Origin of the sequence: Streptomyces sp. NBC_01006 (assembly GCF_045162725.1) — a bacterium.
GTDB lineage: Bacteria > Actinomycetota > Actinomycetes > Streptomycetales > Streptomycetaceae > Streptomyces.
Map to the genome: position 1 here is coordinate 341,118 of NZ_CP108700.1, position 21,528 is coordinate 362,645.

General features: G+C 69.3%; 16 protein-coding genes and 1 pseudogene. 4 read left to right on the forward strand and 13 right to left on the reverse strand.

Translation table 11 applies throughout. The features are described 5' to 3' along the window. Positions 1 to 60 precede the first annotated feature (60 nt). The 3 genes from OG509_RS01520 to OG509_RS01530 all read right to left on the reverse strand — a co-directional run bounded on the left by OG509_RS01520 (position 61) and on the right by OG509_RS01530 (position 1,610). A complete protein-coding gene (locus OG509_RS01520; protein WP_406179383.1) occupies positions 61 to 333 on the reverse strand; it encodes an ester cyclase in 273 nt (90 codons plus the stop codon). A 311-nt stretch (positions 334 to 644) separates the two neighbouring features. Continuing rightward, positions 645 to 1,007 carry a DoxX family protein gene (locus tag OG509_RS01525; protein WP_406179385.1) on the reverse strand — a complete coding sequence of 121 codons (363 nt, stop codon included), beginning with the start codon at positions 1,005 to 1,007 and terminating at the stop codon, positions 645 to 647. A gap of 108 nt (positions 1,008 to 1,115) precedes the next feature. Continuing rightward, complete coding sequence (locus OG509_RS01530) at positions 1,116 to 1,610, reverse strand: cupin domain-containing protein (protein WP_406179386.1); 495 nt, start codon at positions 1,608 to 1,610, stop codon at positions 1,116 to 1,118. Between the two features lie 82 nt (positions 1,611 to 1,692). Between OG509_RS01530 and OG509_RS01535 the strand changes: the two genes are divergently transcribed. Next, positions 1,693 to 2,544 carry a LysR substrate-binding domain-containing protein gene (locus tag OG509_RS01535; protein WP_406179388.1) on the forward strand — a complete coding sequence of 284 codons (852 nt, stop codon included), beginning with the start codon at positions 1,693 to 1,695 and terminating at the stop codon, positions 2,542 to 2,544. A 508-nt stretch (positions 2,545 to 3,052) separates the two neighbouring features. On the opposite strand, the gene OG509_RS01540 is transcribed toward OG509_RS01535, so the two are convergent. Continuing rightward, entirely contained in the window at positions 3,053 to 4,351 is a 1,299-nt protein-coding gene (locus tag OG509_RS01540) for an RICIN domain-containing protein (RefSeq protein WP_406179390.1), read from the reverse strand. 2,080 nt (positions 4,352 to 6,431) lie between these two features. Further along, a complete protein-coding gene (locus OG509_RS01545) occupies positions 6,432 to 8,549 on the reverse strand; it encodes a ricin-type beta-trefoil lectin domain protein (protein ID WP_406179392.1) in 2,118 nt (705 codons plus the stop codon). 120 nt (positions 8,550 to 8,669) lie between these two features. Between OG509_RS01545 and OG509_RS01550 the strand changes: the two genes are divergently transcribed. Beyond that, positions 8,670 to 11,816 (forward strand): ATP-binding protein, encoded by a 3,147-nt coding sequence (locus OG509_RS01550; RefSeq protein WP_406179394.1) that lies wholly within the window; start codon positions 8,670 to 8,672, stop codon positions 11,814 to 11,816. 206 nt (positions 11,817 to 12,022) lie between these two features. On the opposite strand, the gene OG509_RS01555 is transcribed toward OG509_RS01550, so the two are convergent. The 6 genes from OG509_RS01555 to OG509_RS01580 all read right to left on the reverse strand — a co-directional run bounded on the left by OG509_RS01555 (position 12,023) and on the right by OG509_RS01580 (position 18,137). Continuing rightward, positions 12,023 to 13,261 (reverse strand): PucR family transcriptional regulator, encoded by a 1,239-nt coding sequence (locus tag OG509_RS01555; protein WP_406179396.1) that lies wholly within the window; start codon positions 13,259 to 13,261, stop codon positions 12,023 to 12,025. 356 nt (positions 13,262 to 13,617) lie between these two features. Then, positions 13,618 to 14,748 (reverse strand): phage tail sheath family protein, encoded by a 1,131-nt coding sequence (locus tag OG509_RS01560; RefSeq protein ID WP_406179397.1) that lies wholly within the window; start codon positions 14,746 to 14,748, stop codon positions 13,618 to 13,620. Positions 14,749 to 14,867: 119 nt separating this feature from the next. Continuing rightward, entirely contained in the window at positions 14,868 to 15,347 is a 480-nt protein-coding gene (locus OG509_RS01565; RefSeq protein WP_406179399.1) for an ATP-binding protein, read from the reverse strand. Between the two features lie 67 nt (positions 15,348 to 15,414). Then, complete coding sequence (locus OG509_RS01570) at positions 15,415 to 16,356, reverse strand: ornithine cyclodeaminase family protein (RefSeq protein WP_406179401.1); 942 nt, start codon at positions 16,354 to 16,356, stop codon at positions 15,415 to 15,417. Beyond that, the gene (locus OG509_RS01575; protein WP_406179403.1) at positions 16,353 to 17,486 is read right to left on the reverse strand and encodes an aminotransferase class I/II-fold pyridoxal phosphate-dependent enzyme; all 1,134 of its coding nucleotides are present in this window, start codon (positions 17,484 to 17,486) and stop codon (positions 16,353 to 16,355) included. The genes OG509_RS01570 and OG509_RS01575 overlap by 4 nt, the downstream gene beginning before the upstream one ends. A 6-nt stretch (positions 17,487 to 17,492) precedes the next feature. Further along, on the reverse strand, positions 17,493 to 18,137 hold the full coding sequence (locus tag OG509_RS01580) for a transcriptional regulator (protein ID WP_406179404.1): 645 nt from the start codon (positions 18,135 to 18,137) through the stop codon (positions 17,493 to 17,495). Positions 18,138 to 18,180: 43 nt separating this feature from the next. Here OG509_RS01580 and OG509_RS01585 point away from each other — a divergent pair, with 43 nt between their 5' ends. Both OG509_RS01585 and OG509_RS01590 read left to right on the forward strand, forming a co-directional pair. Beyond that, entirely contained in the window at positions 18,181 to 18,483 is a 303-nt protein-coding gene (locus OG509_RS01585) for a DUF6233 domain-containing protein (protein WP_406179406.1), read from the forward strand. A 656-nt stretch (positions 18,484 to 19,139) separates the two neighbouring features. Next, positions 19,140 to 19,568 (forward strand): annotated as a pseudogene (locus OG509_RS01590) (TetR/AcrR family transcriptional regulator); the annotation flags it as partial. Positions 19,569 to 19,603: 35 nt separating this feature from the next. Here the strand turns inward: OG509_RS01590 and OG509_RS01595 are convergent. Further along, a complete protein-coding gene (locus OG509_RS01595) occupies positions 19,604 to 20,440 on the reverse strand; it encodes an alpha/beta fold hydrolase (protein ID WP_406179407.1) in 837 nt (278 codons plus the stop codon). 61 nt (positions 20,441 to 20,501) lie between these two features. Then, complete coding sequence (locus OG509_RS01600; protein WP_406179409.1) at positions 20,502 to 21,422, reverse strand: SDR family oxidoreductase; 921 nt, start codon at positions 21,420 to 21,422, stop codon at positions 20,502 to 20,504. Positions 21,423 to 21,528 lie beyond the last annotated feature (106 nt).

The window sequence follows — 21,528 nt, forward strand, 5'->3', positions numbered from 1 at the left end:
CTTCCTCTCCGTTGACGTGGAATCAGTTCAATCCTCGGTGTTCCAGCCGTCCCAGATGTCTCAGGCGTCCCGGATGTCGTCGGACAGCAGCCCGAATGCCTGATACTCCCGCACCCAGTCGACCGACTCCCAGTGCTCGACGATCAGCCCACCCTCGATGCGGAAGAAGTCGAGCGTGGTGAAGTCGGCCGCCCGCCCGCTCCCGGCGATGGTGCCGTCCCACACGCTCCGGGACGCGAGCCGGTTGTTCTCGGCGAACGCGTCGCGGCCGTCGGGTGTCCAGCCCGATCTCCCGACTTTCGCGCGCGCAGTTCGGCCGGGCGGCAGAACCACCCAGCCCCGTCCAAGCAACCGTCCGACGTGGGGCGACGCTTTGACGACGACTTCCAGGCTCGTTCGAGGGCCTGGAGTACGCCGCCGAGGGCCAGCACGGGCAGCGGCCCCGGGGCGGTCGCCGCCGCCGAGACCCGGCTGATGCCGACGATTCCCGTCAGCGTCCAGCGCAGCGGAAAGTGGAAGATCCGGTCCACGGCGTCTGGACGTCACGCCGGAGTGTCGCCGAGGGAACCGCCCACGGCCTGGCCGCCACCCGCGGCGCGCCGGTCGGCCGCGCTGCCGACGTCACGCCGCGAGGCCGGCCGGTGTCACAGCCAGGTCGTCGCCAGCGAGGCGGCGACGGTGGCAGCGAGGAGGAGCGTGAGGTTGAGGGCCACCTGACGGTCTCCCCGCCTCAGGTGAACCCGGGTCGCGCCGATCTGCAGGACCACGAAGCCGACGGCAGCGGCCAAGGCCAGCCAGGGCGCAATGCCGGTCAGTGGCGGAAGGATCAGCCCGGCAGCACCGAGCACCTCGACCACCCCGATGGCCCTGACGGCCGGCATCGGGGTGCTGTCCACCCACGCCATCATCGGTTGGAGCCGCTCACGGCTGCGGACCGCCTTCACCCCGCCCCCGTAGAGATAGAAGAGAGCGAGCAGACCGGCGACGATCCAATACGCGATGTTCACGGTTACCATCCAGGGTTGCCAGTTGCAGGAGAGGACCTTGCGCGACACACGCCGGCTCGGCTGACCGCGTCCGGGAACGGGCAGCCGGAGGCGTTGTTCTGCCCGTTTCTAGGCGAAGTCGGTCGCGGGCTCGGTGGCGTAACGGCTCATCACTTGGATGCCTGCCTGCGGCGTCATCGCCTGGTCGCCGGCGAACATGTCCCGCAGGTCGCGGAAGTACTGCACGTACAAGTCCGGCGTGAAGGTGCTGAGCATGACGGCCGGGGCGTCGCTCACGTTGGCGAAGGTGTGCGGGGCTCCGGGCGGGACCATCACCAGCGTGCCCGCCGCCGCGTCGTACTCCCGCTGCCCGACCGTGAACCGCACGGTGCCGGAAATGATGTAGAAGCCCTCATCGTGCTGGGCGTGGCGGTGCTGCGGCGGTCCGGGCGTGTGGGGCGCGAGGACGGACTCGGCGATCCCGAGACGGTGCCCGGTGTTGCCGCCGTCCTCCAGGACGCGCATGCGGGTGGTACCCAGGAGGATCGTCTCACCCTCGCCAGGACCTACCACCGACACGGCGGGGTCGGGCATCGGCTCACTGGTCTTCGGTTCATCGGTCATGCCCCAATTCCACTGCCAGGGCACCGCGCCCGTCCAAGACCCGTTCTGTGATGCCCATACCGTGCGGGTATCGTTGCCTGTCATGGAGTTACGTACGCTGCGCTATTTCGTGGCCGTCGCCGAGGAACTCCACTTCGGCCGGGCCGCCTCCCGGCTGCACATGAGCCAGCCGCCACTGAGCCGGGCGATCAAGCAGCTGGAGACCGAGCTCGGCGCCGCTCTCTTCGACCGCTCGCCCGCCGGAGTCGCGCTCACTGCGGTGGGGGCGGTGCTTCTCGACGAGGGGCGCGCCCTGCTCGACCAGGCCGACCGGGTGCAGGTGCGCGTGGCCGCGGCGGCCGGCGCCGCGGCCATCACAGTCGGTGTCCTGGGCGGCACCACCGACCCGGGCGCGACGCGGCTGGCCGGCGCGTACCGCCGACAGCATCCCGGGGTCGAGGTCCGCATCCGCGAGACCGACCTGACCGATCCCACGTGCGGGCTGCGCGCCGGCCTGGTCGACATCGCGCTGACCCGCGCTCCGTTCGACGAGACCGGCCTCACGGTGCACGAGCTGCGCTCCGACCCGGTGGGAGCCGTGCTCCGCTCCGACGACCCGCTGGCCCGCCATGACCGCCTGAGGCTGGCCGACCTGGCGGACCGGCCCTGGTTCCAGTTCCCGGACGGCACCGACCCGCTCTGGCGCACGTACTGGAACGGCGGCGAGCCCCGCCGGGGCCCGGTCGTGCGTGCCGTACAGGAGTGCCTGCAGGCCGTGCTCTGGAACGGCACCGTCGGCATGACCCCCCTCGGACACAAGCCACCCGAGGAGCTGGCCGTGATACCGGTGACGGACATGGCGCCGAGCCGCGTGGTGGTGGCGTGGAACGCGGGCGACACGAACCCGCTCATCCGCTCATTCGTCCGGATCGCCACCACAGCCTACCGAGGCTGAGCGCTGCGGCTCCGCTCGGCCGGACGTGCGGGCGAAGTCGGCGGGTGTGCGGGCGAAGTCGGCGGGTGTGCGGCCGAACTGGCTCTTGAAGGCTCGGAGATGAAGTGGCTGCTGTCGGCGAACTGCCAGTGGGCGGCCAGTTCGGAGATGCTCGGCGGGACCGCTGATTCGAGGAGGTTTCTTCACAGGCTCCTTCGGGCTCGGTGCTGCCGCTCGCCGGCCCCGGCGCAGCTCGGGGCGCGGCGTGGGCCTCGGGTGTGGGGCGGGTTGGCCGCACTGCGCAGCCACGATGAGCGCCTGATGAAGCAGCTCGCCCGGACCCTTCGGCACCTGGACCGAGGACGACGACCGGCAGCACGACGACCCCGGCGCCCGAGTAGGAACGCCGGACGACAACGATGTCGCGGCAATTCTGCGAGGTCATCGACTCGATCACCCAGCGTCGGGGCCGTCACCACGGTGGGTCAGAACGGGACGCCGGGAACAGAAGCAGAGCTGAACGGCCGCCTCACTCGCCATGGTTCATGGTGAAGACGAAGCTCTCGGAGTTGTAATAGTTGGGCAGGTGCGCGAGGTAGGAGCCCTCGCGGGGTGGATTCTCGTTCCACCAGTCCTCTGGACCGAACAGATGTGAGGAGTAGTCGCTGGATGCGACGCGCGGCACGAACTGCAAGCGGAACGCATCTGATCCCTTCTCCGGGCTGATCCTCCACAGCTGTGCGGCGTGGCGGCTTGAGGAGCGGTCACCACAGTCGTTCAGGACGACCCTGACGATGTTTCCGCCACCCTCTGTACCGTCGAGGCACTTGTCGCTGCCCGTGTTATGGAGCTGGTACGCGCCGGATACGTCCTTGATCGTCTCCCACCGCTGCAAGGCCACGCCCCGGCACTCCTCAAGGCGCAGTGCGGCCCCTGCGGCACGGCTCTGCGCGCCCACGCACAGCCCCGTCGCTCTGCTGACGAGCAGCAAGCCGATGGGAGGGCTGCTCTGTGTGGGGGTGGGGGTGGGGGTGGCGTCGTCCTCCGGCACCGGGTCTTCCGGCGTGCTCGACGGAGTGGGGGAAGCAAGAGCGGGGGTCATGGTGGATGGAGCAGGGGACGCCGTGGTGGCAGCGGCGGCCGCAGGTATGGGGGGCACGATGCTGGCGTGAGTCGGGGGGGTAGGGGCGGTGTCGGAGGGGCCGGTCGTCTCAATGGCGGTGACGATGGCCGTGGCCGCTACGGTGACGGAGAGGGCTGCCACGAGGAGCGAAGCGCGGGGCCGCGTGACGATCCGGCTGCGGGGACTTGGCACCGGGGGTGGGGAGCCTGGGCCGGCCGTGGCGCTCATGTCGAACGCCGCGGGCGTCGGTGCTTCCGAGTCGACGTCGGGGTTGGCAGCGCGGGGCATGGCTGCGTTCTGCGCCGCGTCCAGGAGAAGGCCGGTGAGTGCTGCCTGGCTTCCGCTGCGAAGGATGGCGAGGTCGGTCCGGGCCTCTGAGCAACTACGACAGGTTGTGGTGTGCTGGGCGAGGACGTTCGATGAATCGGAGACGTCTCCTTGGACCGTGTCGCCCATCGAGGCGGTCAGATGCCGGCAGGTCCGGCTTGGGGCCTGTGCGACGTAGGTGCGCAGGTATGCCTCGCACAGCTGCGTCCGGGCCGAGGGGGTGAAGGAGGTGTCGCGTTCGGGGCGCTCCGCCTGAAGGAGCCTGGTGCTTCCGGGGACTTCGGCTATTTCGGGGCACAGAGCCTGCTGCGATGCGGGGGACAGTGTACGGAAGGCCAGCAGGACCAGGGGGTCCTCGCCGGCAGCCGTCTGGGTCACGGTGCTCCTTGTTGCAAGTACGCAAGACGCCGCGATGTGCGGAGAGGGAAGTCATGAGCCGGCCTGACGGGTCGGGTGACGGGTGGAGCCGCCCGATGAGGGGAACCGCAACGACCTGTGCCTGTGGTTCGACACAGGGACGGTGCGCTCTCCTTGGCCTTCTTGGTGAAATGCAGAGTGCAGGCGAAAGGCAAAGCGAGTCAAGTGGCGAAATCCTGAACGAGGTTGAGCACCGAACTGACTCATTTTCAATAGGTCACGAACAGGTATCAGCTGTCCAACCACTATGCCCCGTTTCAGGATTCCGCCGCATCCTTGGGCCTGACTCGCATTTGGTGTTGGCGGAGGGTGGCCCTATCCGAGGAGGCCGGTGGCGGAGGAGTCGAAGCGCCCTCCGGCCGTTGGGGACGCCGGCAGAGCACCACATCCGGGAAGCATCCCCCTTCTGGGCCGCGCCGGACAGGCCGAAGGCGCAAGCGAAGTCGCTGCCCTGCGCCACCTCCTGACCGTCCGCCGCCGCCTGGTTCCCGGCCGTCGTCCGCGTCCGCGACCGCGCCAATGCGGCGGTGAACGCCAGGACTTGCCCTAGGCAAACGAGCGGTCGATCCCGGCAGTTCGTCGCCGGCGAGGCCATGTGCACGGTCATTCCTGCGGGCTCCCTGCAGAGAGAACAGCGCATTCGGCCCGACTTGGCCGCGCCACACCGCGATCACCCTTTCGACGACCGCCCACAGCCGCACACGAGCAGCTTGCGGGTCTTCAGCATTCCCCACGATTGGACTGTAAGTCCAGACTGGACATAAAGTCCACAGATCGGACCCCTCCCCGCGGCCACGAGGTCGACGTCGGCTTCCGCCCGCGCCATAGATCTTTGTGAGGCCGCATCCGGTTGCCGCCCGAACCTCCTTGGATGCGGCCTGGTCGACGCCCAGCCCGGCCACGAACGGGAGCAGCTGGTCAAGACGATCCGCACGGCCGATGGCCGGCCGCAGCCGACCAGGAGCTGGACCTCTCAGCCCTGAAGTCGCAGGGTCACAGATGTTCGCGTGTACTGCCGTGGCAGGGGCCAGATGCCGGGCCTGGCCGGCTTCTGGCGTGGTGGCTGGTGTTCCCCTGGGGGCAGATGTCCGGATCAGCAGTAGCCGCGGACGCGATGCAGGCGGCGCGGTTGTTCATGTTCACCGTGCTGGACTTCCAGCGGTAGCGGCCACCGCCCCTGGACCTGGCTAGCCATCGGGCGCCCCTCCCGAGTGGCATCCGTCCGCAGGTCAGCGTGCCGGGGCGCGGAAACATGCCGGGCAGGTCCGGGGAGTCGGTTAGCACCGGGTGGGGAAATGCAAGGCTCTGGCCGCAGTTTCGTGAAGCCGGTTCGCCCGCCCCGCCTTGGCTACAGCGGATGCCGTCTTGGATCATCGGTGCGCCTATCCGGGTGCCTTCCGGATCTCCCGCGAGCCAGCGACGCACGGTGGGGGTAGGTCGTTTCGCACGAGGTGACCTTGGGATCCGTGAGGAGATCAGCCGTGTACGCAGTGGTTCGACGGTATGAAGGGGTGACTGATCCTGCCGAGGCGGGGCGCCGAGTGGAAGAGGGGTTCGTACCTCTCCTTCGCCAAGTGCCTGGATTCGTGGCCTACTACTGGGTTGACGCGGGGGGTGGAGTGATGCTCTCTACCAGCGTCTTTGAAGACCAAGCCGGGGCCGAAGAATCGGTCAAGAGGGCCGCTGACTTCGTACGGGACAACCTCGCGTCGCTGCTGCCTGAACCTCCCCAAGTCACGGCCGGCCAGGTTGTGGCTGATGGCTAACGGCCTCCGGATTGGTTCTGGATCCACGCGCCCTTCATACCGGTGACCAGGCATTTCACGGAACTCCGACCAGAGCCAAATGCTTTGCAGTCGGTGTTCTCATACAGGCAGACCGCGACCGGCAGGTCGGGCGCCGCCGCCGACGGGGCCCAGGCCCGTGCCGTCGGCGGCGAGGGCGGCGCGGCGGGACTCGTTCTGTCCGGACGGACTCCGATCCGACGCACCGGTCGTGCACGGAGCCGCACTCGGCGAGTGCGGCTCCGTGCACCGCCGTCTCAGCTGATCGCGATGTCGTCGATGTAGCCGCGGTAGCTGCCGGAGCCCGGGTTCTTCTGGTCGTAGCCGACCAAGATCCGGCTGATCTGCTTGCCCGCGTTCTCGTCGAGGCTGACCGTGACCTGGTTCCAGGCGTCGAGGGTGAGGGCCGTGCACTGTTCGGCGGGGCTGGCCCGGTGGCCCCTCTGGTCCCAGGACCAGCTGTCACGCAGGGTGCTGCCGTCGGTGAATACCAGGTCCACGGCGGCACATGCGCTGTTTCTCGACCCTTCGGTGACCGACGCGGCGGTGACGTGGCTCTGCGGGTAGATCCAGTAGCTGAGGGTCTTTCTGTCAGGCATCGCGGTGCCGATGGCCAGCGGGCTGCTGCTCAGGTCGTAGACCTTCATGTAGGCGTCGGCGTGGTCCGTGCCGGCCTGGGTGGATCCGGAGTACACCAGTGCGCCATTGCCGGTGTGGGCGGTTCCATCGCTGCCGCTGCCCGCCTGAGGGCCGTCGACGTTGTGGAGGCCTCCACCGGCCGTGTCGACTGCGTGGGTCCAGGCCGGTACCGGGTCGCTCGACTCGAAGCCAGAGCGGAAGCTGCTGGCCGTGGCCGGCTTTTGCGGCTGAACGGGAGCCGGTGCGGGCTGATCCGGTGCGGGCTGATCCGGTGTGGTCATGCTCCGGGTCGGTCCGTCACTGACGCAGGCGGGCTGCCGTACCCATTGGCCGTTCTCGTTGAGCTTGTCCGCGGCGACACCCGAGTCGTACATCATGGTGGCCCCCGACCCGGCGGGGTAGGTGACGGTGATCTCGGCGTCGGTGGAGTAGGTCCACTCGTCCCAACTGCCCTTGGCGAAGACGAACCGGCCGGTGTAGGTCTTGCTGACCGGGAAGGCCTTCACCCAGGTCGTGGAGTGTGCGGGCGCCGCGGGGACCACGGCGTGGTAGGTCTTCTCCTCCGTGTTGGTCGTACCGGTCTGGACCGAATGGGTGATCAGCTGGGATGCCTCGACTGCGAAGTCGGCATGCCAGAAATCGCTGGAGGAACCCAGCTTGACGGTGATGGTTTCCTTCGTGCCGTTGGCGATGGAATCCGTCGTGATGGTGGAGGTGCTGTTGGTCACCTTGTAGTCGACGGTGGTCGACGGGATCGCCGCGTCGGTGTGCTGCGCCTGCAGGCACAGGGCCACCCCTGCATCGTTGCCGGTCACCGCTGCCTGCGTCTGGCTGTAGCTGCAGTACGGGTAGGCCGAATGCGCAAGGACGGCGGCATCACATTTGGTCAGCGCGTACTTGGCGGCCCAGTCAGTGGTGAAGTCCTTGCCGCCGCCGAAGCGGGAGTCCCACAACTGGTTCTCCTTGCCGTGACACGGCCACATGTTCAAGTAGTCGGTGTGTCCGGCGAGCCAGCTGCTCGCCACGTCCATGCACTGGTCGTCGACCACGCTGCGGATCATGAACTTCGCTCCCGAGCCTTTGACCTGACCCGGCTCGAAATACCAGTACTGATACTTCTGGGAACCGTCGCACCGCTGCTGCTCCACAGGCCGCATCCGCCACGTGGAGTCCCACCATCCCGGCATCAGACACAACCCGGAATTCGTCTTGATCTGGAAACTTCCGTCACCCTGCGGGTACAACGAAAACACCTGGTTGGAGCCGTCATTGCGGTCATAGGCCTGCAGCCACGCCCCTGAATCGGACGAACTCCAGGGCACGTCCATCGCCCGCTGGTCCTTGGCGAGCATGAAGACACAGTCCTCGGCGCTCTTGCCTTCACCGGCATAGTGGCACTGGTGGGACGTCTCGCCGGCCGCCTGTGCCTGCTGGGCCCCCGCCCCCAGTAGGGCGGCTACCAACGCGAAAATCGTCGACACCAGGACCCCGATGGGAACCGGGGGTCTGGGGCGCCGTCTTCTGGGCACGTGGGCCCGAACGGCATCGCTTCTGTGCATCTGCCACTTCCTCATTCGTCGTGGCCCCCTGCACGGTGCGCCTCCGTCTCCGGGGATCAGAAGCGGCCCCAGGACTTCGCCGCACCAGGTGAGGGCCCGTTCGTTCGATCCGACGGTCCTGCGAGGAGGGGGCCGTCGTAGCACCGCCAAAGTAGGAACGCGCAACTGCCGATACATCCGTCACCTGACGTAGGAATGCTTGGGGTCGGCGGCTGTCCGGGCCAGGGCCATCGGGTGTGGCTGGCCGACGCCGGAGAAAGGCGCCCCGGATTGGCTGTCCGGCCTCCGAAGCCTCTTATGAAGCTCAAATGTGCGCCACCCGGTACGTATCGGAACGGGACTGCGTCTATTGTCTGCTGTCGTGGAGTCAGCTCGACGAGTCGCAGCCCGGCGCGTGTGACTCGTAGAGATGAAACCTGGCCGAATTGCGGGAAGGCGACCATCACCACCTGCTGTCGGGGAAGGGCAGCCAGTCGGAGGCCGCTACCTCTCGTCGGGCAGCTGACTCTTCTGGACCCGACACCGCGGCACCGCCGGTCGGTTCCGGCACGAGGCTGCCTGGTTCTGCAGGCAGACGGCACCACTACGGGAGAGACGGCCGTGCAATTCTTGGGGCCTCGCCTCGTCGGGCGCGATGCCGAAACGGCGATGCTCGCCACTCTGGCGCTACGTGCCGCGCGCGGCTCGGGGCAGGCCGCGTTCATCGCCGGCGAGGCCGGAGCGGGCAAGACAGCGCTGCTTCGGCGCGCGGCGGCAGACGCCGAAGGCGCCGGCCTCCAGCCGTTGTGGGGCTCGGCACGCGAGCTGGAGGCGCATCGCCCGTTCGCGGTGGTATCGGCCTGCCTGGGGATCGATGACGCCCCTACGGACCCGCTGCGCGCACGGGCCGCCGAAGTCCTCCTGGGGCAGGCTCGGTACGGGCTGCCGGGCACGCCGGGAGGCGCGGATTTCCCCACTGTGGAGGCCATGTGCGTTCTGGTGGAGGAGATCTGTGCACAGGGGCCAGTAGCGCTCTTCCTCGATGATCTCCAGTGGGCCGATCGGGCCAGTGCGCTGGTATTGCAGCGGCTCGTGCAATCGGTCGCTCAGTTGCCGCTGCTGATCGTCGGGGCCCTTCGCCCGGTCCCCCGGGTAGCCGAGGTCGACGTACTCGCCCGCGGGCTGCGAGGCAGCAATCGCACGGTGCTGCAGCTCGGTCCACTCGCCTCCTCAGCCGTGCCCTTGTTGGTGGCCGACACGATCGGGCATGAACCCGGCCCTCGGTTGCTTCGGCTGTGCGAGGGGGCGGCGGGCAACCCCCTGTACCTGGAGGAGCTGATCGCCGCCCTTCAACGGGAAGAGGCGATCACGCTGCGCGGGGCCGTCGCAGAGGTCACGGCCGATTGCCCCGTTCCGGCGATCGACACGCTGATCACTCACCGGCTGGCATACCTGCGTGACGAGGTCCTGCAGGTGTTGCGCGTGGCGTCCGTGCTGGGAGCCGGCTGCACACTCCACGATCTGGGAGCAGTACTGGAGGTGCCGGCCCACGTCCTGCTCACCAGCATCACTGATGCCCAAGCGGCCGGAATCCTGACTCCCGACGGCCCACGTGTCGTCTTTCGTCATGACCTGGTGCGCCAAGCTCTGCACGACGCCGTGCCGAGTTCCGTACGCTCGCTGCTGCACATCCGGGCCGCGCAGGCTCTGACCCGGGCCGGGGCGGCACCCGAGCGCGTTGCCGGACATCTGCTGGAAGCTGCCCCTCCGGACGGGGAGTTCCTGGTTCCCTGGATATCCGGGTCCGCAGCGCAACTCACCGCACGTGCACCCGGTCTGGCCCTGCGGCTGCTGGGCACGGCGCTGGAGATCGCCGACCCCGCTGACCCCCGCTACGAGCAGTTACGTCTGCACCATGTCGTCGCGCAACTGTCATCAGGTCTTCTGACCGAGGCCGAGGAGAGCGCCCGCATCGCTCTGGCCAGACCCGCCGATTCCGGTCTGGCAGATCTGTTTCGCTGGATCATCGTGCAGGCCTCGTTCGCGCGCGGCCGCCCCGACATCGCTCTGGCAGAAACCCGTCTTGCGTGCGGAACAGCGGGCCCGCCGACACTCGATGCGGTCCGACTCCAGGCATTTGCATCGGTATGCCTCTTCGCCCTGGGGCGGCTGCCGGAAGCGGGAGCCGCCGCTGCCGCTGCACGGCGAGCGGCTGCCGAGCTGGGCGACGCAATGGCGTTGGCCCATGCCCTGCAAGTGCTGGCCGCCAAGCATTTCCTGGAAGCTCCCGGCCTTGAAGCACTGGAGCTCGCCCGTCAGGCGTCGCGTCTGACACCCGAGACGATCCACCCGGCGCAGTGGCTCGGGCTGCAGCTCGCGCTGGCCAACTGCTACATGGAACTGGACCTGACCCCGGATGCGGAGCGCACCTTGGCGGGCGTCCGCCCGAGCGCCGAGCACCTCGGGGGTGTCTTCCTGCCGTGGTACCACCTGTCCTGTGCGCTGCTGGCGTTCCATGCCGGCCGGTGGGAGGACGCGATCGCAGAGGTGGACGCCGGCCTCGACCCCGGCGTCCACTTTGCGATGAGCCGGGCGTTGAGAGCGCTGGCGGGGGCAATAGCCGTCCATCAAGGCCGACGGGACGACGCCGAGACCCACATGAGCCAGGCTGAAGCGGCACAAGACAGCGGAACGGTCTCCTGGTTCTACGAGTACGTCCTCTTGTGCACCCAGGCCCTGCTGGACGAGGCACAGGGCCATCCCGAGCGCGCCTTCCGCCGCCTGGCGCACAGCTTCGATGCCGGAATCGGGCATCTGCCCGGTCAGCTGATCCTCAGCTTCCTGACACCCGACCTGGTCCGACTCGCGCTTGACCAGGGCGACTCGTCGGCAGCCCGACGTTACGCGCAGGCGGCGCGCTCGCGTGCCGCACACAGCAGCGCTCCCTACCACCTGGGGGACGCCTGCCGGTGCGAGGGGCTCATCGCACAGGACCCGGAGCTGCTGCTGGAAGCAGCCCGTCACTACCGTGAAGCCACACGGCCACTGAACCAGGCGCACGCCCTCACCGACGCCGCCGAGCTGCACGCGATACGCGGCCGGCCCTCCGACGGCCGCGCCCACCTCGAACGGGCCCTGGCGATCTACGCCGGCCTGGGCGCGGTGTGGGACGCGGCACGTGCCACCGCCCGCCTTCGCGCGGTCTCCGTGAGCCGCGGCAACCGCGGCCCCCGCAACACCGCCCGCCTGGGATGGGAAGCACTCACTTCCACGGAGCGCATCATCGCCGGTCACGTCGCTGCCGGACACTCCAACCCCGAAACAGCCGCCCGCATGTGCATCTCGCGCCGCACCGTCAGCACCCACGTCTCCAACATCCTGCGCAAGCTCGGACTGACCTCGCGAGTAGAGTTGGCCACCGAAGTGATCCGCCGCAACAGCCCGCCCGAACACCAGCAGCCCTGAACCGTCAATCAGTCGGCACAGGGCTCCTCGTACACCCACCACCGCGCCATGCCGACGCCGTACGTCCACCAGGTCACCGAACACGTCCACATGCGCGACGTCGCCGGCAAGCCCGCGATGAACAGGTCGCCGTCACGGCGGTCAGCGTCCGGCCGCGGATGGGGCCCCGCCCGAGGGGCGGAGCCCGCCGGGGCGGACCGCTGCGGTCACAGGCCGTTGACGCGGGCGCTTCTTTCCACGGCCAGCGGTGTGAAGTTCGCTGCGGTGACGCGGTCCGCTCTACGGCCCTGCCGCACGTGCGGAATCCGAATCTGCGTCATCAGCCGGCGGCTGTGCAAGGTCATCTCCAGTTCGAACCGGGCACGGGGGTCACGTAGCTGCGGGCCGAAGAGTTTCTCCAGTCGCCGCATCCGGTACCGGACGGTCTGCGGATGCACGTTCAAGGCCTTCGCGGCCTCCGGGGCGCCACCGCATTCGAGCCAGGCGAGCAGGGTCGCCTCCAGCCGCTCGCTCTGGCGTGGGGTCAGGCCTGCCAGGGGCCGCAGCCATTGGGCGGCCAGCGCCTGGGCCAGCGGTTCGTCCTGGAGGAGGATCAGAGTGGAGAGGTGGTCGTCGACGAAGACGGGCTGGGTCTCGGACCCTTGGCGGGCCGGAGTGAGGGTGAGCAGGCGCAGGGCGCAGCGCAGGGAGGACGCGGTGTCTTTCAGGGGAACCTCGTGGCCCACCACTGCGAGGCGTCCGCGCAGCGCAAATCCCAGCCGCGCCCGGGCGTCCGGGCCCGGGCTGGGGCTGAGGCTGGGGACGAGCAGGCAGGGCCGACCGGCGAACATGCCGGCGAGGGATTCGTCCAGCACGGCCGCGAGCTGTTGAGTCTCGCCGGGGGTGGCCAGTACGACACCCCGCACGGCTGGCGCAAGGGGCCAGCCGGCCGCCTCGGCCAGCTCGGTGAGGGAGCGCCGCGGGGCGGCCCTGGCGTCGGTGAGTGCCGTGAACAGTTCCTGACGTGGGCGGGCGCACGGGGCCCGGTCAGACGGTGCGGCGGGTTGTTGTTGGTCCCTGGCATGGTTCTGCTCCGTGGCCGCGTGTCCGCCATGGCGAGCGGGTCCGGGGCCGGTGTGGCGAGCGAGTTCCCGGGTGTCTGGGCGGCTTGCCTCGTGCCTGCCGTCATGTGGGCCGTCGCTCTCGTGGTCGGGGCCGCGATCCCCGCCGCTCGGGTTCTGGTCTTCCGGCCGCTGGAAGCCGAGGGCCGTGAACAGGACTTTTCCCACCGATCGTCTGAGCGATTCATCGTCGATGGTCTCGTTGGCGTTGACGAGTGCGGACAATCCCGGGGTTCCTCGCAGGAGCTCCTCGACTATCTCGTCGGCCAGCACGGTGAGTTCCGTGTGCAGGAGGCGGATCCGCTCGCCTGGGGGCGGGACCAGATGCGGTTCAGGAGTTCGCACATCGTTTCCTCGTCGATTCGGGGTGAGGCCACTGGGGTGGGAGGCGATGAACCCACCCGTCTCTTGAGGGGCCCGGTGCTTGGGGCCGCGGGCCTCGGGGGAAGGTCCGCAGAGCTGGCCGGGGGCCGGTTCGGTATGGAGCGGGATCTTCAGCAGTCCCGTTCTCCACGCCCCGGTTCACCTGCGGTGTCCGTGTCGGGGTGACGAAGCCGAGCCTCATGTCGCGGTCTCTGCAGTGCGGGCACCGCACGCCAGCCGCACTGTGGGTTGGGTCCGGGCCCAGCGGCGCATGAGGATCCAGCAGCGCGGGCCGGTCCCGGCGTTGGGCCGCGTTGTGCTGGCGGCGACTGCCGGGTCTATTCGGCGGCCGTCTGGTGGACGATGACGATGCTGATGAGCTCTGCGGGCCGCAGGGCGGCGAAGCCGACGTGGATGGAGAGACTCCCTTGTCCCGTCTCGGGCGGGTTGTTGCTCTCGTCGCAGATCACGTGGAAGGAATCCTCCGGGGTTTCACCGAGGAGTGCGCCGGTGCGCCACTTGCTCGTGAGGAAGGAGGTGACGTACGCGCGGACGGCGGCTCGCAGTCTCTCATCGTTCCGCCGGCAGGCGGCCCAGCGGGTTTCGCTGCTGATCGATTCCGTGAGGTGGCCGGCGAGGCGCCGGACGTTCAGATAGCGCCAGTCACTGTCCTGGGAGAGGGTGCGGGCGCCCCAGATCAGCGTTCCCTGGCCCGGGAAGGCCCGCAGGCAGTTCACTCCCATGTGGTTCAGTGCGCCCTGCTCGGCAGCGGTGAGTCTGCGCTGCAGCCGCGTACTCCCACGGAGTGCCACGTGGACCGGCGCCGTGTGCACACCGTGCTCGGCGTCGGTGCGTGCCCAGGTGCCCGCGACGTGCCCGCATGGCGGTATCAGCCGGGGCTCTCCTTGGCTGACGTCGCTCACCGACAGCCAGGGGTGGTAGAGCGTGGTGTGCTGAGCCTCCTCTTCGTTCAGACCGAGCAGCTTCGGCAGCGCGGCGGCGTCCGCGTCTTTGGCGGTGTGCAGGAGGGCCATCCGGTTGGGAGCCGCCGTGCAGTGGCGGGCGAGGACCCTCGCGATCGCCGCACCGTCGTCCCCGCCCTCCCACAGGTCCGGGGCGACGACGATGTTCACCTCGGGGTCGAGGCAAGCCAGGGCCACCTCGTATCCCGCGACGGAGCCGTCTTGTCCCGCGCCCACGATCCAGCAGGCACCGCCTCCGTTGGCGAACCAGCCGGACACGGTGGCAGCCAGGTACGGGGATCGCGCCCCACCCGATTCAGCGGCCCGCTTGTCCTCATCTGCCGTCGAGGCGTCCTCGTTGAACTCCTTCCACGTCGTGATCCTGCGGGGCTCGCCCGCTTCCAGGTGGCCGACAAACGCAGCGATCGACGTTGAGGAACCCGACAGCGGCCGAACTCCGCACGACGACGACTCGTTGCCGAAGACGCCGGGTGCATGGTCATTCATGCGGGCTCCTTGCGGGGAGAACAGAGGCTTCGGCCGGACTTGGCCGCGCCGCGCCGCGTTGACCCGTCGACGGTCAGGTTCGGGCGGAGGCCGGCGGACTCGGAGGGACCGACGAGTGTTCAGGCGGCGGCCGGGAGGACTGCCCAGTAGGTGACGGTGTGGGCCAGGATGCGGGTGCCGTGGGCGCTTGCCAGCAGGGCGATGATGCTCACGCCGCGACCGTGCTCTTCCGGTGCGCAGCTGGTGGTCCAGGTGCCCTGATCGGCGGCGGGGCCGCCGTCGCCGACCTCGATGCGCAGGGCGCCGTCGTTTCCGGGGCGATGGAGGTGGAGGGCGACGGGGGGCCGGGCGTGTTCGACGGCGTTGGTGACGAGTTCGGAGACGACGAGCAGTGCTTGGTCGATGGTCTCTTCGGCTACGTCCCATCCGTCGAGGACGGCCGTGGTGATGCGGCGTGCTGTGCCGGCGGACGCGGGATGGTGCGGGAGCTTCCAGACGCATGGACACGAGTCGGCCCGTGCGTGGGTGGCGGGCTGCGGTGGGACGGGCGTCACGGCGGCCGGGGAGGCGGCCGTTTCGATGTCGGTGCTGGCGTCCATGGCAGGGTCCTGGCGGTGGGGGTTGTGAGCGCTGTCGGCGATGCTTCGCCGGTCCGGGCCGCGGTGGTCACCGCAGGAGGTGGTCGAGGATGGCCGAGGCGAGTGCCGCGTCGACGGCGCCCACACCGGTGAGGTCGGCGACCGTGATCGCCGTTTCCGGGCGGTCCCGGGGCGTATTGAGGAGTTGGCCGGCCGCGATGTCGCTGTCGGGGGCGGCGGCTCCGGCGCGAACGGCGTGGCCGAAGTCCCCGTGGTCGAGGCACTGGGCGTGGTCGTCGGTCGCGATGAGCTGCGCACGGGCGAAGAGCGCCGGTGGCAGCTCGTTCTTGTGGGGCATGTCCGTGCCGATGCCGGTCACGTGGGTGCCCTCGGGCACGTCGGCGGCGTTCAGGACGGGTGCTGTCGCCGGTGTGGTGGTGATGATCATGTCGGCTCCGGCAGTCTGCTGTGCGGAAGCGGGCCGGGCTGGGAGGCCGTTCTTGTGGAGTTCCTCGCACAGGGCTGCGGCGTTGTGCAGGTTGCGGCCGTGGACGAGGATCTGGCTGATGGGGCGGAGTCTGGCCAGCCAGACGGCCTGGAGGAGGGCTTGTTCGCCGGTGCCGAAGAGGCCCAGGGTGAGGGCTTCGGGCCGGGCCATGGCGTGGGTGACCAGTGCGCCCGCGGCGGCGGTGCGCCAGGCGGTCAGCATGCCGCGGTCGTTGAGGATGGCCCGTATCTGCCCGGTACGGGCGCTGATGACGCAGACCAGACCGTGGTTGGAGCGGAGGCCGAGACCGTGGTTGCCGTAGAAGCCGGTCGCGATCTTGACGGTGAAGTCGGTGGCGTCGGTGATCCAGCCGGCTTTGACGTGGCAGTCGCCGTCGGCTTCGGGGAATGCCATGTGCAGAGGCGGCGGCACCAGGGTGCGGTCTTCGGCGTGGGCGATCAGCGCGTCCCGGACCGCGTCGAACACCAGCTGCGGGGTGGCGGCCGCTTCGATGGCGGCCGGGTCGAAGACGGGGAGGGTCATCGGCTTGTCCGCATCCACGTGGCGAAGGCGGCCAGGCCTTCTTCCGGGTCGCTGCGGCCGATGCCGATGCGGAACCGGTCGCTCGGGGTGGGGGTGAGTTCGGAGTGGTAGATGCTGGCGGGCAGCAGCAGGACGCCTGCTTCTTCCACCAGACGGGTGCAGAATTCCTCCACCCCCTCGGGGCCGAGGTAGCGGGGGTAGGCGACGCATCCGCCGTCCGGGGCCTGCCATTCGAAGTCGTCCGCGAACTCGGCGAAGAACGCTTCGAACGCCGGCAGGTTGGCTGCGATGAGCGCACGGTTGCGGCGCAGGATCGGCTCGCGGGCCTTCAGCGCGATGCGGGCCAGGACCTCGCTGGGCGCGGAGTTGCAGATGGTGGTGTAGTGCTTGGCCCGCTCCAGGCGCGAGAGCAGCTCGCGGTCGCGGCAGGTGATCCAGCCGATCCGCAGCCCCGGCAGCCCCAGAGATTTCGACGTCACGTTCAATGACAAGGCGCGCTCGGAGAGATCGGTGGCCTGCGGCAGGATGCGGGCCGGGTCGCGTTCCAGGCCGCGGTAGACCTCGTCGCTGAACAGGTGGATGCCGCGCTCGTCGCACAGGCGGGCCAGCGCGGTGAACTCGGCCGAGTCGATGACCTTGCCGGTGGGGTTGTTGGGGAAGTTCACCGAGACGAGGCGGGTATTGGGTCGTATGGCCGCCGCCACCTCGTCGAGGTCCAGGGCCCAGTCCCGCTCGGGGTCGAGGGCTACGCCGGTGACCTCGCACAGTGCGAGCGGCACGGTCTCGGCGGCCTGGTAGTTCGGCGTCACCACCACGGCGTGGTCCCCGGCGTCGAGCAGGACGTGCATCGCCAGGTAGAGGGCCTCCTCGGCCCCGGCGAAGCAGATGACGTCGTCCGCGTCGGCGTGCTCGTAGGTCTGTGCGATCACTTCGCGCAGGGCACGGTCACCGAACGTCTCGGTGTAGCCCAGGGACAGGTTCTCGAAGGCGTCGCGATCCTTGTCGTCGGCCAGCGAGAGGAGCTCGCCGAGTGTCAAGGTCTGGACGTCGGAGGCGGTCAGGTGGTGGCGGGCGGTGAACTCCCACCGCGAGAAGTACGTTTCCAGGCGGAAGTCGGGCAGCCGGGTCATGGTGCATCAGTCCTTCACGTTCGGTGATCTGAGCTCGGCCAGCAGGCCGTAGACGGTGGAACGGGACACCCGCAGGGCGCCGGCGACGACCGGGGCGGCGCGGCGCACCGCGAACACCCGCGCCTCATCCAGCCGGCCAAGGATGGCCAGGCGGTCCTGGCGGGTCATGCGCTCCACGGGGCGCCCCGTCTCACGGACGTAGCTTCCGATGATGTGCTGGATCCGCTCGGACCAGTCCTGCTCGAACAACGGCTCCGGGCGCTGCACGGTGGGCGCGCCGAAGGCCGACAGGACTGCGGCTGCCTGTTCCAGCGGGGTGCGGTCGAGATTGATGCACAGCACCGCCGATGGTTGGCCCTGCGCATCCCGCAGAACCGAGCTGACCGACGTCAGACGGCGGCCGTCGACGAGCAGCCTCTCGTACGGCCCGAACACGTCCTGTGCCGACGGCTCAAGATCGTCCAGCTCGCCGAGCAGCGAAGGATCCCCCGGGCCCCGGGCCGTCATCGGGTTCCAGATCTCCAGAACCTGATCGGTCTGCGGATCGTGCAGGACGACCTCGGCGTACGGGCCGAGCAACAGCGCCACCGCCTGGCACACCGGCCCCCACATCCGAATACGAGGGTCCCGGCCCTCTTCCACTTCACCCATACCTGGACTGTACGTCCAGACTGGACAGAAAGTCCAGAACCTTTTGCGGACGACACGGGACACCGGTCCCCCGCCCCAGACGGCCGGCACCAGCACAGCTGGCAGGCTCGCACTGGCAAACCATCGGGAAGGAGAGCCTGGGCGCGGCCCGGATTTCACCCGCGCGGCTGATCGAGCGGAGCATCGGTGCCGGCCGACTGCCGGTCCGCGCACACGCCGGGGCTGCCGGGGCGCACGAAAGCGCTGCACGGCCATGACCCTGGAGGAGGCGCGCCGGGCCTTGGCCGAAGAGAATCCCGCCTCCCCGCACTGCCGGCCTGACACCGCCCTCGGAATGCCGGAGTGACCGGCCGACTGCACGGTGGAGCAATGCCCCATGCCCAACGCGTGATCGTCTACCCGCCCGATACCGAAGGCGGGCACCGCGTCCGGCGCGACGGCGAGATCCTCGGCCGCGCCCTGGGCCCCGGCGATCTACTGGAGTTCCTGCGGCGCGCCGGCCTGGACCCTGACCAGAAGCCAGCCGGCGCCCGCCGCATACTCGGCCCGTCAGGGCCATGTCCTTCGCCCGGCGCGTGCGCGGGCCGCGCCAACAGCCCCGTAGCGCTGCTCCCCGCAGCCTGCCCCTCGTCGAACACCTCACGCACCGAACGCACCCCCATCGCACACCGCAGCCTGGCTACACCCTCGCCAACAACATCGCCGACCAGTCCAACGTCGCCCTCATCAACACCGCGAGGGTCGCTGAAGACGCACTCGTGACCGCCTGAACCCACTCGCCCGACCGTCATCTGCGGGGTGTGAGACATAACAGGCCCCGAAGCCAAGACGGCCTCTCGCGGGACATGCAGGACGCGGGCCAGGGTCCGCCCTCCGAGCCCTGCACCGATGATCGTGACCGGAGTGGTCATGGCGATTCCTTCCTGGTGCCTGATCGGGGACCGAGGGGGGCACCCCGCAGGAGTGCAATGCCGTTCCAGAGGAGCGGGCACTTCAGGGGACGACACCGACGCGACACCGCAGGAAGCGATCCGCGCCCTCGTGCTCGGCCTGTTCGAAGCGATCGACGCCCACCCGTGGGTCGGCGCACAGCTCGCCCGGACGTCGTGGCAGTCGCCGCTGCTATGGGTCTTCGAGCAGATCGGTCGCCAGGTGCAGGCGCTCCGAGTGCCCGAAGCGGCCCAGTTCACCGTTGCGTCCACGCTGATGAGCTACACCCTCGGAGTGGCGGGCCAGAACGCCGCCAACGCCCGGATGCTCCGGCCGGACACGGACCGGACCGAGTTCCTCGACTCAGTGGCGACCGCTTGGGCGGAGCTCGACCCCGACCAGTACGCGTTCACCCGGAACGTCGCCGGCCAACTGCGCGAGCACGACGACCGAGCGGAGTTCCTCGCCGGGATCGACCTCGTCCTCACCAAAATCACCGCTCACCAGCAGCCGGCCGCCCCGTCCCGTGCGCAGCCTCAACGTGGTGAACCTCCGCTCCCGGCTCGGGCATCGAGCGAGGAGATCCAGTCGCGCAAGGTTGCGGCGTACAGCTGTGGGCCGCTCTGATGCATGGCGTGGCCCGTCTGCGGGAACGACTTGTAGTCGAACCGCTGCCCGGCCCGGATGATGAGCTCGCGGACGTGGTGCACCTGGAGGTCCGAGATGGTTCCCTGGAGTCGGCCCGTCTCCTCGTCGACCTTCCGGAAGTGGTGGGTGAGCATCACCGGGACTTTCACCGCCGCGAGCATTCGGGTGTGGTCGCATGAGGCGGTGGCCGAGCCGCCGGCGAAAGCGCGAGCCCACTCGGGGTCGTACTCCTTCCAGGTCTGCGAGGGTTCGTCGCCCTGGTTCATGGACGGGCCGTAGGGGGTTTGGATCTGCGAGGAGAACAGCGGCGGGTCCTCGCCGAAGGTTCCTCGGAGCATGCGGGGCGGCGCGTACGCGGACAGCCACGCCGCGATGACGCCACCGGATGACAGGCCGCTGACGACAACCGGTCGCCGGATCCGTCCGGAGATGAACCGGACCAGGTCGTTGCCCATGTTGTCGAGGGTGTAGCGCCCCGGGGTGCGTGTCGAGCGCCCCTGCCCGCGCAGGTCCACGGCGAACACCTCGAAGTCGCCTTCGAGCGGCCGCATGGCTGCCTCGTAGCCCCACCAGGACTCCGCTTGCGCCGGTATGAGCGGCAGGGCGGGCTCGTCGGCCGATCCGGTCGTGGCGTGGTTCAGCCTCACCTCGCCGGTGTCGAAGGTCGTCTCGGGGTAGCCGTGCTTGACGTAGGTCGCGTCAGGATCGTCGGGACCGTACTGCATGAGCCATTCCTTTCGCGATGATCTGCGTTCGCCGCCCGGTCGGCGCGAGCGCAGCGCACCGTCAGCCGCGCGGAGCGGGCTCCGTGAAGTAGTCGCCGGTCTCGAAATCGGCGAGCAGGCCCGGGTGGACCGGCTCCCATCCGAGGACCCGCCGGGTGGCCAGGGTGGTCGTCGGGTTGTCGAGGGCGATGATCGCGGCCAGGGGCCCGAAGTGCGCGTGCAGCCGGTCGGCGGGGATGCTCGCGGTGGGCAGGCCCAGGTGGTCGCCGATGCTCTGGGCGATCTCGCGCAGCGGGATCCCCTCGTCGCCGACCGCGTGCCACCGGGTGCCTGCCGGGGCGTTCTCCAGGGCGAGGCGGAAGAGATGGCCGACGTCGAGGGTGTGGCCGGCGGGCCACCGGTTCGTACCGTCGCCCGGGTAGCCGGCGACGCCAGTCTGCCGCGCGATGGCGATGAGGGTTCGGGCGAAGCCGTGGCGGTCCAGTGTGCTGTGGGTGATGGGCGGGATCCGTACGGCCGATGCCCGCACACCCTGTTGGGCCAGGGCGAGCACGGTGTTCTCGTTCTCGGTGCGGCCGCCGGGGCCGCCGGCGTCCTCCTCGGTGCCCGGCCGGCCCAGGCCCGCGGACACCAGGCCGAGCGTGCCGGATGCGGCGACCAGCGGCTTGCCGCTTCCCGCGAGCACCTCGCCGAGTGCCCGGACGACGGCGAGGTCCGCGGCGATCGCTGCGGGCATGTTCCCGGAGAGCATCTGTTCGTGGTTGAAGGCGAGATGGATGACGCCGTCGCAATCAGCGGCGGCCTTGCCGATCGTGTCGGGAGCACCGAGGTCGCCCCGGTGCACGGTGGCGCCGAGCGCGGTCACGGCCGCCGCGGCGGCATCGGATCGCGCGAGGCCGACGACGTCGTGCCCGGCGGCGATGAGTTCGGGGACGATCGCCGAGCCGAGATGGCCGGACGCTCCGGTGACGAAAACGCGCATGGTGACCCCTTGGGAGGTGGTGGGTGAATGACCCGGAACCTGATGGGACCAAGTCCCATCACTTCCCTCACCGTAGCACGGTGATGCGACCTAGTCCCATCACTTA

Coding starts and splice junctions, on each gene's coding strand:
- OG509_RS01530 (WP_406179386.1), bottom strand. CDS start 1,610: ATGACCGATGAACCGAAGACCAGTGAGCCGATGCCCGACCCCGCCGTG.
- OG509_RS01535 (WP_406179388.1), top strand. CDS start 1,693: ATGGAGTTACGTACGCTGCGCTATTTCGTGGCCGTCGCCGAGGAACTC.
- OG509_RS01545 (WP_406179392.1), bottom strand. CDS start 8,549: ATGTATCGGCAGTTGCGCGTTCCTACTTTGGCGGTGCTACGACGGCCC.
- OG509_RS01550 (WP_406179394.1), top strand. CDS start 8,670: ATGAAGCTCAAATGTGCGCCACCCGGTACGTATCGGAACGGGACTGCG.
- OG509_RS01560 (WP_406179397.1), bottom strand. CDS start 14,748: ATGAATGACCATGCACCCGGCGTCTTCGGCAACGAGTCGTCGTCGTGC.
- OG509_RS01565 (WP_406179399.1), bottom strand. CDS start 15,347: ATGGACGCCAGCACCGACATCGAAACGGCCGCCTCCCCGGCCGCCGTG.
- OG509_RS01570 (WP_406179401.1), bottom strand. CDS start 16,356: ATGACCCTCCCCGTCTTCGACCCGGCCGCCATCGAAGCGGCCGCCACC.
- OG509_RS01575 (WP_406179403.1), bottom strand. CDS start 17,486: ATGACCCGGCTGCCCGACTTCCGCCTGGAAACGTACTTCTCGCGGTGG.
- OG509_RS01580 (WP_406179404.1), bottom strand. CDS start 18,137: ATGGGTGAAGTGGAAGAGGGCCGGGACCCTCGTATTCGGATGTGGGGG.
- OG509_RS01595 (WP_406179407.1), bottom strand. CDS start 20,440: ATGCAGTACGGTCCCGACGATCCTGACGCGACCTACGTCAAGCACGGC.
- OG509_RS01600 (WP_406179409.1), bottom strand. CDS start 21,422: ATGCGCGTTTTCGTCACCGGAGCGTCCGGCCATCTCGGCTCGGCGATC.